The 14,938-nt window shown below is 70.5% G+C and carries 12 protein-coding genes and 1 riboswitch; of the genes, 6 read left to right on the forward strand and 6 right to left on the reverse strand.

The window, feature by feature from the left end; genetic code table 11:
• Positions 1-3: 3 nt before the first annotated feature.
• The gene (locus ACIRPK_RS08375) at positions 4-2,439 is read right to left on the reverse strand and encodes a ribonucleoside-diphosphate reductase subunit alpha (protein ID WP_403034773.1); all 2,436 of its coding nucleotides are present in this window, start codon (positions 2,437-2,439) and stop codon (positions 4-6) included.
• A 159-nt stretch (positions 2,440-2,598) separates the two neighbouring features.
• A riboswitch (cobalamin riboswitch) is annotated at positions 2,599-2,740 on the reverse strand.
• A gap of 156 nt (positions 2,741-2,896) precedes the next feature.
• Between ACIRPK_RS08375 and ACIRPK_RS08380 the strand changes: the two genes are divergently transcribed.
• The gene (locus tag ACIRPK_RS08380; protein WP_403034775.1) at positions 2,897-3,817 is read left to right on the forward strand and encodes a hypothetical protein; all 921 of its coding nucleotides are present in this window, start codon (positions 2,897-2,899) and stop codon (positions 3,815-3,817) included.
• 34 nt (positions 3,818-3,851) lie between these two features.
• Here ACIRPK_RS08380 and ACIRPK_RS08385 read toward each other — a convergent pair whose 3' ends face one another.
• Positions 3,852-4,346 (reverse strand): GNAT family N-acetyltransferase, encoded by a 495-nt coding sequence (locus ACIRPK_RS08385; RefSeq protein WP_403034778.1) that lies wholly within the window; start codon positions 4,344-4,346, stop codon positions 3,852-3,854.
• Between the two features lie 309 nt (positions 4,347-4,655).
• On the opposite strand from ACIRPK_RS08385, the gene ACIRPK_RS08390 reads away from it, so the two are divergent.
• The gene (locus ACIRPK_RS08390) at positions 4,656-5,597 is read left to right on the forward strand and encodes a helix-turn-helix domain-containing protein (protein WP_403034780.1); all 942 of its coding nucleotides are present in this window, start codon (positions 4,656-4,658) and stop codon (positions 5,595-5,597) included.
• A gap of 401 nt (positions 5,598-5,998) precedes the next feature.
• Here ACIRPK_RS08390 and ACIRPK_RS08395 read toward each other — a convergent pair whose 3' ends face one another.
• The 4 genes from ACIRPK_RS08395 to ACIRPK_RS08410 all read right to left on the reverse strand — a co-directional run bounded on the left by ACIRPK_RS08395 (position 5,999) and on the right by ACIRPK_RS08410 (position 9,739).
• Complete coding sequence (locus tag ACIRPK_RS08395; RefSeq protein ID WP_403034783.1) at positions 5,999-6,745, reverse strand: histidine phosphatase family protein; 747 nt, start codon at positions 6,743-6,745, stop codon at positions 5,999-6,001.
• 113 nt (positions 6,746-6,858) lie between these two features.
• Complete coding sequence (gene mctP, locus ACIRPK_RS08400; protein ID WP_403034786.1) at positions 6,859-8,505, reverse strand: monocarboxylate uptake permease MctP; 1,647 nt, start codon at positions 8,503-8,505, stop codon at positions 6,859-6,861.
• Positions 8,502-8,771, reverse strand: a complete 270-nt coding sequence (locus ACIRPK_RS08405; RefSeq protein ID WP_403034788.1) for a DUF3311 domain-containing protein — start codon at positions 8,769-8,771, stop codon at positions 8,502-8,504. Before ACIRPK_RS08405 ends, mctP begins: the two co-directional genes overlap by 4 nt.
• Positions 8,772-8,944: 173 nt before the next feature.
• Positions 8,945-9,739 (reverse strand): GntR family transcriptional regulator, encoded by a 795-nt coding sequence (locus tag ACIRPK_RS08410; RefSeq protein ID WP_403034790.1) that lies wholly within the window; start codon positions 9,737-9,739, stop codon positions 8,945-8,947.
• A 332-nt stretch (positions 9,740-10,071) separates the two neighbouring features.
• On the opposite strand from ACIRPK_RS08410, the gene ACIRPK_RS08415 reads away from it, so the two are divergent.
• The 4 genes from ACIRPK_RS08415 (at position 10,072) to ACIRPK_RS08430 (ending at position 14,895) form a co-directional block, all read left to right on the forward strand.
• A complete protein-coding gene (locus tag ACIRPK_RS08415; RefSeq protein WP_403034793.1) occupies positions 10,072-11,358 on the forward strand; it encodes an extracellular solute-binding protein in 1,287 nt (428 codons plus the stop codon).
• 102 nt (positions 11,359-11,460) lie between these two features.
• Positions 11,461-12,453, forward strand: coding sequence for a carbohydrate ABC transporter permease (locus ACIRPK_RS08420; protein WP_403034796.1), 993 nt, complete (start codon positions 11,461-11,463; stop codon positions 12,451-12,453).
• Between the two features lie 2 nt (positions 12,454-12,455).
• The gene (locus ACIRPK_RS08425) at positions 12,456-13,364 is read left to right on the forward strand and encodes a carbohydrate ABC transporter permease (RefSeq protein ID WP_403034797.1); all 909 of its coding nucleotides are present in this window, start codon (positions 12,456-12,458) and stop codon (positions 13,362-13,364) included.
• 7 nt (positions 13,365-13,371) lie between these two features.
• Positions 13,372-14,895 carry a glycoside hydrolase family 3 protein gene (locus ACIRPK_RS08430; protein ID WP_403034800.1) on the forward strand — a complete coding sequence of 508 codons (1,524 nt, stop codon included), beginning with the start codon at positions 13,372-13,374 and terminating at the stop codon, positions 14,893-14,895.
• Positions 14,896-14,938: the final 43 nt, after the last annotated feature.

Genomic DNA, 14,938 nt, shown 5'->3' on the forward strand with positions numbered 1-14,938 from the left:
TGCTCACTGGCAGGCCTCGCAGGACTCGGGGTTCTCCAGGGAGCAGGCGAGCGCCGCCTCCTCCTCCGGAGTGAGGGTGGTCGGGGCCGCCACGACGACCGGCGCGGACGGCGCCGGGACGACGGCCTTCGCCCCGGAGGAGGAGGCGGCCTGGGCGATCCGGGTGGCCGGGCGCGAGCGCAGGTAGTAGGTGGTCTTCAGACCGACCTTCCAGGCGTACGCGTACATCGAGCTCAGCTTGCCGATGGTCGGCGCGGCCATGAAGAGGTTCAGCGACTGGCTCTGGTCGATGTACGGCTGCCGGGCGGCGGCCAGGTCGATCAGCGCCCGCTGCGGCAGCTCCCACGCCGTGCGGTAGAGCGAACGGACCTCGGTGGGCAGCCAGTTGAGGTCCTGCACCGAACCGTTCGACTCGCGCAGCGCGTCCCGGGTCTGCGCGTCCCAGACGCCCAGCTCCTTGAGCTCGCGGACCAGGTACGGGTTGACCTGGAGGAACTCGCCGGAGAGGGTCTCGCGCTTGAACAGGTTGGACACCTGCGGCTCGATGCACTCGTAGACACCGGCGATCGAGGCGATGGTCGCGGTCGGCGCGATCGCCAGCAGCAGCGAGTTGCGCAGGCCGGTCTCGGCGATGGTGGCGCGCAGCGCGTCCCAGCGCTCGGTCCACTGCGGGGCCGTCTCGAAGTGGTCGATGTGCAGCTGGCCCCGGGCGGCGCGGGTCTCCGCGTACGCCTCGTGCCGGCCGAGCTGCACGGCCAGCTCGCTGGAGCGCTCGTAGGCGACCAGCATGATCCGCTCGGCGATCAGGGTGGAGAGCTGCTTGGCCTCGGCCGAGTCGAAGTCCAGCCGGAGCTGGAAGAAGACGTCCTGCAGGCCCATCACGCCCAGGCCGACCGGGCGCCAGCGGGAGTTGGAGGTGCCGGCCTCGGTGGTCGGGTAGAAGTTGATGTCGATGACCCGGTCCAGGAAGGTCACGGCGGTGCGCACGGTGGCGTCCAGCCGGTCCCAGTCCATCGCGTTCAGCAGGTCGGCCGCGGAGGCGCCGATCGCCACGTGGGCACCGAGGTTGACCGAGCCGAGGTTGCAGACCGCGGTCTCGGAGTCGTCGGTGACCTCGATGATCTCGGTGCAGAGGTTGGAGGAGTGCACGGTGCGGCCGGGCACGGCGGTCTGGTTGGCGGCGCGGTTGGAGGCGTCCTTGAAGGTCATCCAGCCGTTGCCGGTGGTGGCCAGGGTGCGCATCATCCGGGCGTACAGGGTCTGCGCCGGGATGGTGCGGATCGCCTTGCCCTCGGCCTCGGCCTTCAGGTACGCGGCGTCGAAGTCGGCGCCCCAGAGGTCGACCAGCTCGGGCACGTCGACCGGGGAGAACAGCGACCAGTCGGCGTTGGCGTTCACCCGGCGCATGAACTCGTCCGGGATCCAGTGCGCCAGGTTCAGGTTGTGGGTCCGGCGGGCCTCCTCGCCGGTGTTGTCGCGGAGCTCCAGGAACTCCTCGATGTCGGCGTGCCAGGTCTCCAGGTACACGCAGGCGGCGCCCTTGCGGCGGCCGCCCTGGTTCACCGCGGCGACCGAGGAGTCCAGGGTGCGCAGGAACGGGACGATGCCGTTGGACTGGCCGTTGGTGCCACGGATCAGGCTGCCGCGCGAACGGATCCGGCTGTAGGAGAGGCCGATGCCGCCGGCGTGCTTGGAGAGCCGGGCGATCTGCGCGTAGCGGCTGTAGATCGAGTCCAGGTTGTCCAGCGGCGAGTCCAGCAGGTAGCAGGAGGACATCTGCGGGTGCTTGGTGCCGGAGTTGAAGAGGGTCGGCGAGGAGGTCAGGTACTCCAGCCGGCTCATCAGGGTGTAGAGCTCGGCCACCTCGGCCACCGACTGCTCGGTGTCGCCGACCGCGAGACCGGCGGCGACCCGGAGCAGGAAGTGCTGCGGGGTCTCGATCACCTTGCGGGTGATCGGGTGGCGCAGCAGGTACCGGGACTGCACGGTGCGCAGGCCGAAGTACTCGAAGCGGTCGTCACCGCGCTGGTCGATCAGCGCGTCGAAGGCGTCGGCGTGCTTGGCCACCAGGGCGGCCGTGACGTCGCCGATCAGGCCCTCGGTGTGGCCGACCACGATCGAGGCGGAGAAGGAGAGCGCGCCCTGGCCGATCGCCTCGTCCTGGATCTCCAGCGCGAGCAGGCGGGCGGCGAGCTTCGAGTACTGCGGGTCCTCGGCGATCATCGAGGCGGCAGCCTCCACGGCCAGTCCGCGCAGCTCGGCGAAGTCCGAGTTGGCGTTCCGGCCGCGCAGCGCAGCGGCCGCGACGTGGCCGGGGTCCACCTGGGGCAGGTCGATGCTGCGGTCGGTGAGCAGCCGAAGCAGCGCAGCACCTGGATCGGTCTGGGCGGAGTCGGCAGAACCCTGGGAGGGCAGGGCAACTGAGGCAGCGATGGTCAAGGCGCTTCTCTCCTGGCGGCGGCGGTCGGCGAGGGGCACCGGACCCGTCAGGGCGCAGGGGAAGGCAGCGCGGAACACCTCACGGCGCGCGCGAACCACCCCCCGGCCCACCCGCGAGGCCCGGACGATACTGCTGTGCTGCATGGCGACTGCGGGGAAGCCCTGTGGCACACGGTCGGCAGGTCATCGGACTTGCGGGAACCTGCTGGAGGAGCCCGCTCACCGCTGCGGGGCAGTCCCGGAATCACACCGGGTTCCCCTGCGTCGACAGCGAAAGCGAGCATACATGTAGTGGCACCCTGCCGACGTGACCCCACATCTTGTGCGCGCAGTGTGTCGGGCTGACTCCGGCTCTGTTTCGGGAACGCTGCCGGGAGCGCGGTCGGCGCACACCGCCGGGGCACGAAACAGTCACCGAACGACCCTGCGTCGGCGGTTTGGTTTACTATCTCGCCTCATGAGCGAGGGAACGGGTACGCCGGCCGACCAGCAGCCCGAACAGCCGATACCCGGCCAGGGTCCGATTCCGGGTCAGCCGGTTCCGCAGCCGCCGTACCCCCAGCCGGGGCCCGGCCTGCCGGACGGCTCGTACCTGCCCCAGCAGGCGCCGTGGCCGCAGCAGTACGCCGCGCCGGCCGAGCCCGACTGGGTCGGTCTGGCGGACCGTCACGAGCGGGAGTCCCGCAGCAGGCGCCGCCGGCTCGTGATCGGCGGTGTCCTCGCCGTCCTGGTGGTCGGCGCGCTGACCGTCACCGGCGTGGTGATCGCCGGCAAGCGCGACAAGACCGAGGCCGATCCGACGCCCGTGCCGTCCCCGCCGGCCAGCTCCCCCGCGAAGCCGACCGCCTCGCCGAAGCCCGCCGAGCTGCTGGCCAGTGCGGCCACCGACAAGGGCCCGACCGACGCCGCCGCGCTCTTCCCGGCCCAGACCAGGACGGTCGACGGCCGGGCGTGGACGCGGCTGGTCACCGATGACGACCCCGCCTGCGGCACGACCACCGGCGGCCTCGGCAAGGTCCTGGTCGCCTCCTCCTGCCGGAGCCTGGTGCGCGCCAGCTACGTCTCCGAAGGCAGCGTGGTGACGGTCGGCATCGCGGTGTTCGACAAGAAGGAGAGCGCCGACGCCGTGCTGGCCAAGCACGCCGGGGCGATCCAGGGGCTGGCCGAGAAGAACGCCAACTTCTGCACCTCGGGCGGCTGCCCGGAGACCCACGCCACGCTCGGCCGGTACGCGTACTACACGGTGTCCGGCTCGCTCAAGCCCGAGGTCAAGGACGACCCGGTCTCGGCGGCCGCCGCCAAGTCCTTCGCGGACCTCACCAAGCAGACCCTGACCGACCGGGTGGTCAAGAAGAGCACGCCGACCCCGGCCGGCTGACGCCCGCCGGTCCGGCCGAGGGCCGGACGACCCGTCAGAGGTCCATGCCGTAGGTCAGCAGCAGGACGCCCGGGCGGACCTCCCAGTCGCGTTCGGGGGTCCGCCGGAAGCCCAGGCGCTCGTAGAGCCGGTGGGCCGAGGTCATCGACGGGCGGGTGGAGAAGGCCATCGCGGTCAGGCCGAGCTCCCGGCTGCGCGCGATCGAGGCGCGGACCAGGGCCTCGCCCGCGCCCCGGCCGCGGGCCGCGCCGCTGACCGCCAGCATCCGGATCTCGCCTTCGTGCGGTTCGGCTATGTCGGCGAAGTCGGTGCCGCCGACCGCGAAGGTCACGCAGCCGAGTACTCGTCCGTCCGCCGGATCGACCGCGACGAGGAGTTCCGCCTGCTCGAACCGGGGGCGGGCGTCGAGAAGTTTGGCGGCGTAAGGGCCGTCGGCCGGGCTGTGGCCGTCACCGACGAAGGCTTCGTGGGTGACGGCTCCGACTGCTTCGAGATCGCCTTCGACGGCGCGGCGGATGACGAGGTCCATGCCGCCAGTGTGCCCGAACGCGGGTCGGAGGCGGCGGGGAGGGTGCCGAGCAACCGGTCGCCGGGGGCGGGGTCGCGCGGATAGCCGCCGGGGCGCTGCCAGTTGTCGCGTCCGTGCCGGGAGGTGCGTTCGACGTCCCGGCCGACCAGCACGCCCAGCAGGGCGAACGAGCCGACGATGCCGATCAGGGCCAGTGTGCTTGCGAGGGTGGAGGAGGTCATGTCCCCACTCTCCTCGGGGCTCGGCGGCCGGACGAGTGGCAGAAAAGCCCTGTTGCGTCGATATCCTGCCATCGGGCATCCTGGGGGCATGCTGCAGAACGTCGTGACCGTGGTACTGGAAGAGGTCCACCCCTTCGAACTCGGCCTGGCCTGCGAGGTGTTCGGCCTCGACCGGAGCGACAACGGCCTGCCGGTGTACGACTTCGCGGTGGCCTCCGACCGGCCCGGGAAGCTGCGCACCCACGCGGGCTACAGCATCGACGTCGAGCACGGCGCCGAGCGGCTGGCCCAGGCGGACCTGGTGATCGCCGCCGCCACCACGATCCGGGACGAGTACCCGGCGCCGCTGATCGAGGGGCTGCGGGCGGCGGCGGAGCGCGGCGCCCGGGTGCTGTCGATCTGCAGCGGCGCCTTCCTGCTGGGCGCCGCCGGCCTGTTGGACGGCCGCCGCTCGACCACCCACTGGCGGCACACCGACCGGCTGGCCGCCCGCTTCCCGCTCACCCGGGTCGAGCCGGACGTGCTCTACGTGGACGAGGACCCGGTGATCACCTCGGCCGGCACCGCCGCCGGGATCGACGCCTGCCTGCACCTGGTCCGTAAGTTCCAGGGCGCCGAGGTGGCCCGGGGGATCGCCCGGCGGATGGTGGTCGCGCCGCACCGGGACGGCGGGCAGGCCCAGTTCATCGCCCGCCCGCTGCCGGAGGCCGACGAGGACTCGCTCGGGGGCCTGCTGGATTGGCTGCGCCGGCACCTCCACCAGGAGCTGACGGTGGAACAACTCGCCGTCCGGGCCCACATGTCGCCGCGCACCTTCGCCCGCCGGTTCCAGCAGGAGACCGGCACCACCCCGCACCGCTGGCTCACCAACCAGCGGCTGCTGCAGGCCCAGCGCCTGCTGGAGGGCACCAACGAGCCGGTCGAGACGGTGGCGGCCTCCTGCGGCTTCGGCAACGCGGCCACCCTGCGCCACCACTTCACCCGCTGGCTGGGCACCACCCCGCAGGCGTACCGCCGCAACTTCGGCTGACGCCTGGCCTTTTGGCAGGTGCTCAGCGGTCGACTCCCCAGGGGCTCGGGGCTGGGCCGCAGGCAGGTGCTCAACCGGCTACGGTCCAGGGGCTCGGGGAACTGCGAGGAGATCTGGCGTTCGGGTCACTGCGAAAGTCCCTGACCACCCACGCGACGGTGACCTTTTCCGAGGCCGGCGTCGCAGTTCCCCGAGCCCCTGGTGGTGCACCTCGTGCCGGAAGGTCGGCGGAGCCGCACATCAGCAGTTCCCCGAGCCCCTGGTGGTGCACCTCGTGCCGAAAGGCCGGCGGAGCCGCACATCAGCAGGGCCCCGAGCCCCTGGTGGTGCACCTCGTGCCGAAAGGTCGGCGGAGCCGCACATCAGCAGGGCCCCGAGCCCCTGGCTGCCGCAGTGTCTGCCTAGAGGTGGTCGGTGCGGTTCCAGCCGTCGGGGGTGAGGCGGCCGGTGTGGTTGCGCCAGGTGCTGGTGGAGCAGTTGGCGACCGGGGGGAGGTCGAGGAGCTGGGATTCGGTCAGGCGGTCGAGGACGTAACGGAGCATCAGGACCGGGCAGTCGTGCGCGACCACCAGCACCGGCCGGCCGTCCTCCTCCTCCCGGAGGTCACGGAGCAGGCTCCGGACCCGGAGGGCGACGTCCAGAAACGATTCGCCCCCCGGCGGCCGGTAGTAGAGCTCGCCCATCTTGCGGCGGCGGGCCGCCTCGCCGGGGTGCTCCTTCTCGATCGCGGCCTTGGTGAGCATCTCCAGCACGCCCAGCTCCCGGTCCCGCAGCCGGTCGTCGTGGCGGACGGGCAGACCGACCGGCACCGCGCCGAGCCCGCTCGCCTGGGCGATCGCGATCCGGGCGGTCTCGGTGGTGCGGACGTACGGGGAGCACCAGACCGAGCGCGGCCGGTCGGCCGGGGGGAGGGCGGCCCACCAGCGGCCGAGGGCCTGGGCCTGGGCCTGGCCGTGCAGCGAGAGCGGGATGTCGGCGTCCCGGCAGGTGATCGGGACGGTCAGGGCACCGGTCTCGGCGGCGAGCTGGAACTCGACGTTGGCGATGCTCTCGCCGTGTCTGGTGGCGATCAGCACCGAGGGTTGGGGCGTCGCGGTGCCGACGGTGCTGCGGTGGCCGTTGAGGACGTTGCTGCTGGGTTCCGCCATGTTCTTCTCCCCGTGTCCGGTCATACGAATGATCGCGCCGTCCTTCCAGTGTTGACCGGAAGGACGGCGCGATCACAGGGCGCGCGCGCTCCGGGCCGGTGCGCCCGGACGCATCAGTGCGCCGCGACGGGCTCCGGAGCCTCCGGGGCGTCGGTCGCCTTCGACCGGGGCGGAGCCTCGGCCGTGTAGTCGGACGGGCTGGTCTCGTCGGTGCCCTCGGCCACCTTGGCGGCCCGCAGCACCAGCGTGAGCACCACGGTGACCAGCACGTTGAGCACGAAGGCGGTCAGGCCGATGTAGCCGATCTCGCCGACGCCGGGGATCTCGGCCGAGCTGCCGCCGAAGTGCTTGGTGGCGGCCGAGGAGACCCCGTAGGCCTTCCAGGTGCCGTAGGCCATGCCGACCGCCCAGCCGGCCAGCAGGGCGCCGCGGTGGAACCACCGGGTGAACAGGCCGCCGACGATGGAGACGAAGGTCTGCAGGATCCAGATCCCGCCGAGCAGCTGGAGGTTGATCGCGAACTGCTTGTCCATCAGCAGGACGAAGGCCAGCGCGCCGACCTTGACCAGCAGCGAGGCGAGCTTGGCGACCTTGGTCTCGTCCGCCGGGGTGGCGGTCGGCTTCAGGTACTCCTTGTAGATGTTGCGGGTGAACAGGTTGGCCGCGGCGATCGACATGATCGCGGCGGGCACCAGCGCGCCGATCCCGATCGCGGCGAAGGCCACCCCGGTGAACCAGTCCGGGAACATGTTCTCGAACAGCTGCGGCACCGAGAGCTGCGGGTTGAAGCCCTTCACGCCCTTGCCGACGCCGGCCGCGATGGCCATGAAGCCGAGCAGCGCGAGCAGCCCGAGCATCAGCGAGTACGCGGGCATGATGGCCATGTTCCGGCGCACCGTGTTCCGGGACTTGGAGGCCAGCACCCCGGTGACCGAGTGCGGGTACATGAAGAGGGCCAGCGCCGAGCCGAACGCCAGCGTGGCGTACGTCCACTGCGCCTTGGGCCCGGTGACCAGCGAGCCGACCGGCTTGCCGGTGGCCGGGTTGACCGCGCTGAACTTCTGGGCGGCCGAGTCGAAGATCGCCCCGTAGCCGCCGAGCCGCATCGGGATGTAGATCACCGCGACGATGATCACCAGGTACACCAGGGTGTCCTTGACGAACGCGATCAGCGCCGGGGCGCGCAGCCCGGAGGAGTAGGTGTAGGCGGCCAGCACCGCGAAGGCCAGGAACAGCGGCAGGTCCTTGACGAACCAGTTGCTGTCCGCGCTGCCGCCGACCCCGAGCACGTCCAGCACGGCCTGGATGCCGACCAGTTGGAGCGCGATGTACGGCATGGTGGCCAGGATGCCGGTGAGCGCGACCACCAGCGAGAGCGGCTTGGAGCCGTACCGGCCGCGGACGAAGTCGGCCGGGGTGACGTAGCCGTGCACCCGGGAGACCGACCACAGGCGCGGCAGGAAGAGGAAGACCAGCGGGTACGCGATGATCGTGTACGGCACCGCGAAGAAGCCCGCCGCGCCCGCCCCGTAGACCAGGGCCGGGACGGCGACGAAGGTGTACGCCGTGTAGAGGTCGCCGCCGAGCAGGAACCAGGTGACCCAGGTGCCGAAGCTCCGGCCGCCGAGGCCCCACTCGTCCAGGTGCTGGGCGTTGTCCGCCCGGCGCCAGCGCGAGGCCAGGAAGCCCATCACGGTGACCAGGACGAAGAAGACCAGGAAGACCGTCAGCGCGGTCCAGTTGACGCCGGTGTGGTTCATGCGGACGCTCCGTCCGCGGCTGCCTTGCGGGCCTGCTCGTCCCGGCGCAGCAGCAGGTACGCGGTCACCGTGAAGATGGCCGAGGCCGGCACCCAGGCCAGCTGGTACCAGTAGAAGAACGGCAGTCCGCCGAGTTCGGGGGTCTCCTTGGCGTACGAGGAGACCCAGAGCATCGCGACGACCGGGAGCAGCAGGCTCAGTCCGGCGAGCACCCGCGCGGGGGTGACCACCGGGAGCCGCGCTCCGGCCGGGGTTTCTGACGACATGTGAACGGCTCCGCTGGTGAGGGCTCACCTCACGCGCCGCAACGCACCGATCGTGCGTCCGCCGAGCAGCACCCGTGGTGATCGACTTGTCACTACGGCAGCGAAATCTAGGTCACCGGGTGACCCGTGTCACTACTCCGTGCAGAACTTCCCGGATAGCGGACTGCTCCCCGTCAGGAGGCGGGCCGCTGCAGGCGGGTGATGAACTTGTAGCGGTCGCCCCGGTAGATCGAGCGGACCCACTCGACCGGCGCGCCGTCGGCGTCGAAGGAGTGCCGGGAGAGCTGGAGCATCGGCAGCCCGAGGTCGGAGCCGAGCAGGCCGGCCTCGCGCGGGTTGGCCAGCGTGGTCTCGATGGTCTCCTCGGCCTCCGCCACGGTCACCCCGTACACCTCGCGCAGCGCGGTGTAGAGGGAGTTGTGCTTGACCAGGTTGCGGCGCAGCGCGGGGAAGCGCTTGGCCGAGAGGTGGGCCACCTCGATCGCCATCGGGTCGCCGTTGGCGAGCCGGAGCCGCTCGATCCGGAGCACCCGGCCGCCGGGCTTGATGTCCAGCAGCGGGGCCAGCCGGTCATCGGCGGTGATGTAGCCGACCTCGATCAGCCGGGAGGTGGGCTCCAGGCCCTGCGCCCGCATGTCCTCGGTGTAGGAGGTGAGTTGGAGCGCCTGGGCGACCTTCGGCTTGGCCACGAAGGTGCCCTTGCCCTGGATCCGCTCCAGCCGCCCCTCGACCACCAGCTCCTGCAACGCCTGCCGGACAGTGGTCCGGGAGGTGTCGAACTGTGCCGCCAGCGCCCGCTCCGGCGGCACCGGGGTGCCGGCCGGCTGGGTCTCGGTGAGCTGCAGCAGATGGCGCTTCAGTCCGTAGTACTTAGGGACGCGCGCGGTCGGGTCGGCGACGCCCTGCGTCGGCAGGCCCTTGGCCTGGGGGTGGTTCACCTGGGCAGTGGTGCCCCCGTCGCTGCTCATCCGCCGCATCTCCCGGTGCTCGCGAAGCCTTCCCAGGCCACGCTTCCTCGTCATCGGCACACATCGTTGCACGTATGGGCTGTGAACGGGGCCCTCATCACGCGATGAACGATGAGCGGTGTCGGCTTGATAACGGGTGGTCCTGATTGGTTCTGGAGCCGTTGACACGCCCATTGGTCTAGGCCAAGCTCCTGGCATCTGGTCTACACCACTGCAGACCAAACATGAATTCCCCAACCCCGTTCCAAGGGTTCGCGACAGGCTTTCCACCGATATATGTCGGTACGTCGCTCCCAGGTGGGGGCAACCCGGGCATCCCTCAGGAGGATGGCGTGAAGCGTCAGCTCATCGCGGCGGTCGGCGTCGCAGCAATGGTCGTCGGTCTTGCCGCTTGTGGTTCGGACGCGAAGAGCGGCGGTGACGCGAAGGAGGCCGCCCCCACCGCCCTCACCGTGTGGCTGACCGTGGACGCCCAGCAGAACTGGCCGGACCTGGTGAAGTCGGCGGACGACGCCATCACCGCCAAGTACCCGGGCATCAAGATCAACCACGAGTACTACGGCTGGAAGGACAAGAACACCAAGCTCGACTCCGTTCTTGCCACCGACGCCGTGCCGGACGTGGTCGAGATGGGCAACACGGAGATGCTGCCCTACATGATCAAGGGCGCGCTGGCCCCGCTGGACGCCTCGAAGTTCGAGAACAGCGGTGCCTGGCTGGACGGCCTCAAGGCCTCCGCCACCTACAACGGCAAGACCTACGGTGTCCCCTACTACGCCGGTGCCCGTGTGGCCACCTGGCGCAAGGACATCGCCGCGGCCGCCGGCGTCACCGCCGTCCCGACCACCTACGCCGACCTGACCGCGGCCCTGGACAAGATCCAGGCCAAGCAGGGCGACAAGTTCTCCGCCTGGTACCAGCCGTCGCGTGACTGGTACACCGCCGCCTCCTTCATCACCGACGCCGGTGGCGCGATCGCCAAGCAGGACGGCGACAAGTGGAAGGCCACCCTGTCCAGCCCGGAGGCCATCAAGGGCCTGACCGCCTGGAAGGACGCCCTCGGCAAGTACATGAAGGGTGACCTGACCAAGGACGACGCGGACCGCTACATCGTCTACGGCCTGGGCCAGTCCGGCATGATCTACGGTGCCGGCTGGGAGGGTGGCTCCGCCGCCGACCCGAAGTTCGACAAGACCGGTGGCACCCTGAAGGACAACCTGGTCTCCTTCGTGCTGCCTGGCCCGTCGGGCAAGAACCTCTCCACCTTCCTCGGTGGTTCGGACCTCGCCGTGCCGGTGAAGTCGAAGGCCAAGACCGCCGCTTCCGAGTGGATCAACGCCTTCACCAACGGCAAGGCGCAGGAGACCCTGATCGCCAAGGGCAACCTGCCGAACAACAAGACCCAGCTGGCCCCGCTCAAGGCCGACCCGAAGACCGCGGCCTCCGCGACCGCGGCCGAGATCAGCTGGTTCGTCCCGACCGCGCCGGGCTGGCTGCAGGTCGAGAAGGCGAACATCCTGCAGAACGCCCTGCAGGACATCGCCCAGGGCAAGAAGACGGTCGAGGCTGCCGCCAAGGACGCCGACACCGCCATCGACGCCGTGATCAACAAGGCCTGATCAACCGTCAGCCCGCCGGCCCCCTCGCAGTGAGAGGGGGCCGGCGGGCCCCGGTCGTGGGGCCCCTGAAGTATGCAAGCGCCAGGCGTAGCTGAGGAGCACGTGATGAGTGCCGACACATCCACCGCGAAGGTGCCGCCGCAGCGGCCCTCATCATCTGCGGCCGCGCCCGCCCCCGGGAGAACCGGGCGTTCGCTGGGCAGCCGCCTGTCCGGCACCGCCACCCCGTGGCTGCTGCTGGCCCCGACCATGCTCGTGCTGGCCGTCGTCCTCGGCTACCCGCTGGTCCGCCTGCTCACCCTGTCGTTCCAGAACTTCGGCCAGTCCCAGCTGTGGGGTTTCCAGCCCACCGAGTGGCTCGGCTTCGACAACTTCGCCACCGTGCTGAGCGACAGCGTCTTCTGGGACGTGGTCGTCCGCACCATCGTCTTCACCGTCGGCGCGGTGGGCTTCACCATGGTGTTCGGCCTGCTGATCGCGATGCTGCTGGTCCGGGTGTCCGGCTGGGTGAAGACCCTGATGAACATCGCCCTGGTGGCGAGCTGGGCGATGCCGATCGTGGTCGCCGTCACCGTCTTCAAGTGGATGTTCGACACCGACTACGGCGTCGTCAACTGGCTGCTGACCAAGGTCGGTCTGGACTTCGACCGGCACAACTGGTTCATCAACTCCACCCAGGGCTTCGCCATCATCATGGCGCTGGTGGTCTGGGGTGCGGTCCCGTTCGTGGCGATCACCCTGCACGCCGGTCTGACCCAGGTCCCGAAGGAGCTGGAGGAGGCCGCCCGGATGGACGGGGCCGGCGCCTTCAAGGTCTTCCGCTACGTCACCATCCCGGTGCTGAAGCCGATCATCGTCATGCTGGCCACCCTCTCCGTGATCTGGGACATGGGCGTCTTCGCCCAGGTCTTCCTGATGCGCGGCGGCCACCCCGAGCCCGAGTACCAGTTGCTCACCACGTACTCGTACGACAAGGCGTTCGTGGTGAACGACTACTCCATGGGTTCGGCCATCGCCCTGCTGACCGTTCTGCTGCTGCTCGGCGTGATCGCCGTCTACATGCGCCAGATGCTGAAGATTGGAGAGGTGGAGTGACGATGACCGACTCGGCCGCCCCGCGCGAGACCGCCGTGACCGAACTGCCGGCGAAGGCCGCTCCCGCTCCGAAGATCCGGTCCAAGGCGCCGCGCCCGAAGGGCCGCAGCCTCTACAACCTGATCGGTGTCGCGGTCGCCGCGGTCCTCGGCTTCCCGGTGTACTGGATGGTCAACACCGCGCTGAAGCCCGACAAGTACGCGATCTCGAACGACCCGAAGTTCCTGCCGTTCCCGATCACGCTGGACAACTTCAAGCGCGCGCTCGACGTCTCCGACTTCTGGGGCCCGGTCACCCGCAGCCTGATCATCGCGGGCACCACCGTGGCGATCGGCCTGGTGGTCGGCCTGCTGGCGGCGCTGGCGATCTCCCGGTTCGCGTTCCGCGGCCGCAAGGTGGTCATCGTCGGCATCCTGACGGTGCAGATGGTCCCGCTGGTCGCGATGATCATCCCGGTCTTCCTGCTGCTGAACGACCTGGGCCAGTACAACAAGCTCTCCGGCATCATCCTGACCTACCTCACCTTCGTGCTGCCGTTCACGGTCTGGACGCTGCGCGGCTTCATCGTGAACATCCCGAAGGAGCTCGAGGAGTCGGCCATGGTCGACGGCTGCACCAGGACCGGGGCGTTCGTCCGGGTGGTCTTCCCGCTGCTCGCGCCCGGCATGGTGGCCACCGCGATCTACGGCTTCATCCAGGCCTGGAACGAGTACCTGTACGCGCTGCAGCTGCTCAGCCAGACCAACACCACGGCGACCGTGTGGCTCGGCAACTTCACCACCACGCGCGGTACCGAGTACGCCCCGATGATGGCCGGCTCCACCATGATGGCCATCCCCGTGGTGATCTTCTTCCTGCTCGTCCAGCGCCGTATCGCCTCCGGTCTCACCGCCGGTGCCGTGAAGGGATGACCCGATCATGAGCATCCTCACCCCCGCCGTGACCGACAGCGACCAGCTGCACCGGGATGCACTGACGGTCCTCCAGCCCGGCTTCGTCGGCACCACCATGCCGGAGTGGGTCCGCCGGCACCTGGCCGCCGGGCTCGGCTCGGTCGCGCTGTTCGCCCGCAACGTGGTGGACCCGGAGCAGCTCGCGGCGCTCACCGCCGAGCTGCGTTCGGTGAACCCGGACCTGCTGATCGCGATCGACGAGGAGGGCGGCGACGTCACCCGCCTGGAGGTCGGCTCCGGCTCCTCCTGGCCGGGCAACCTGGCGCTCGGCGCGGTGGACGACACCGCGCTCACCCGGGACGTCGCCCGTGAGCTCGGCCGGGCGCTGGCCAACTGCGGCGTCAACTACAACTGGGCCCCCGCGGCGGACGTCAACTCCAACCCGCGCAACCCGGTGATCGGCGTCCGCTCGTTCGGCGCCGACCCCGAGCTGTGCGCCCGGCACACCGCCGCCTGGGTGGAGGGCCTCCAGCAGGTCGGCGTGGCCGCCTGCGCCAAGCACTTCCCCGGCCACGGCGACACCGCGGTCGACTCGCACCTCGGCCTGCCGATGGTGGACGTGGACGTCGACCTGCTGCGCTCGCGCGACCTGGTGCCGTTCCTGGCGGCCATCGAGGCCGGCGCCAAGGCCGTGATGACCGCTCACATCATGGTCCCGGCGCTGGACCCGAAGCTGCCCGCGACGCTCAGCCGTGCGGTGCTCACCGACCTGCTCCGGGGTCAGCTGGGCTACCAGGGCCTGATCGTCACCGACGGCATCGAGATGGGTGCCATCGCGGACACCTACGGCATGGGCCCGGGCACCGTGATGGCGCTGGCCGCCGGTGCCGACGCGATCTGCGTCGGCGGTGGCTGCACCGAGGAGGAGACCGTCCTGGAGCTCCGGGACGCCATCGTCGAGGGCGTCCGCTCCGGCGCGCTGACGGCGGAGCGGCTGGCCGACGCGGCCCAGCGGGTCCGCACCCTCGGCAGCTGGGCCCGGATCGAGGCGCAGACCCAGCCGGGCGAGCCCGACCTGGCGATCGGCCTGCGGGCCGCCCGCCGCGCGCTGCGCGTGGTCCGCGCCCCGGGTCGGGCCTTCGCGCCGGTGACCGAGCGCCCGTACGTGGTCTCGCTCTCCGACCAGCCCAACTTCGCGGTCGGCGACGACACCCCCTGGGGTCTCTCCGGCCTGCTGGCGGACCGCTTCCCGGGCACCCGGAAGGCCACCGTCGCGTCGGCGGACGCCACCGCCGAGGCGATCGACGCCACGGTGGCCCGGCTGCTAGCCGGGGCCGAGGGCCGCAGCCTGGTCCTGGTGGTCCGGGACGCGCACCGCTACGAGTGGATGACGGCGGTGCTGGAGCGGGTCCTGACGGCCCGTCCGGACGGTGCCGTGGTCGAGATGGGGGTCCCGCAGGCCGCGCCCGCCGGAGCCCTGTACATCGCCACCCACGGGGCCGCCCGGGTCCTCGGGCTCGCCGCGGTCGAGGTGCTCACCGGCCAGTAGCCCGAGCAGCGCCGAAGCCACCCGGAAACCCACCTACGCCGGT

Source organism: Kitasatospora sp. NPDC101801 (assembly GCF_044766665.1).
Classification (GTDB): domain Bacteria; phylum Actinomycetota; class Actinomycetes; order Streptomycetales; family Streptomycetaceae; genus Kitasatospora.

Coding starts and splice junctions, on each gene's coding strand:
- ACIRPK_RS08385 (WP_403034778.1), bottom strand. CDS start 4,346: ATGGACCTCGTCATCCGCCGCGCCGTCGAAGGCGATCTCGAAGCAGTC.
- ACIRPK_RS08405 (WP_403034788.1), bottom strand. CDS start 8,771: ATGTCGTCAGAAACCCCGGCCGGAGCGCGGCTCCCGGTGGTCACCCCC.
- ACIRPK_RS08410 (WP_403034790.1), bottom strand. CDS start 9,739: ATGAGCAGCGACGGGGGCACCACTGCCCAGGTGAACCACCCCCAGGCC.
- ACIRPK_RS08430 (WP_403034800.1), top strand. CDS start 13,372: ATGAGCATCCTCACCCCCGCCGTGACCGACAGCGACCAGCTGCACCGG.
- ACIRPK_RS08380 (WP_403034775.1), top strand. CDS start 2,897: ATGAGCGAGGGAACGGGTACGCCGGCCGACCAGCAGCCCGAACAGCCG.
- ACIRPK_RS08390 (WP_403034780.1), top strand. CDS start 4,656: ATGCTGCAGAACGTCGTGACCGTGGTACTGGAAGAGGTCCACCCCTTC.
- ACIRPK_RS08425 (WP_403034797.1), top strand. CDS start 12,456: ATGACCGACTCGGCCGCCCCGCGCGAGACCGCCGTGACCGAACTGCCG.
- mctP (WP_403034786.1), bottom strand. CDS start 8,505: ATGAACCACACCGGCGTCAACTGGACCGCGCTGACGGTCTTCCTGGTC.
- ACIRPK_RS08395 (WP_403034783.1), bottom strand. CDS start 6,745: ATGGCGGAACCCAGCAGCAACGTCCTCAACGGCCACCGCAGCACCGTC.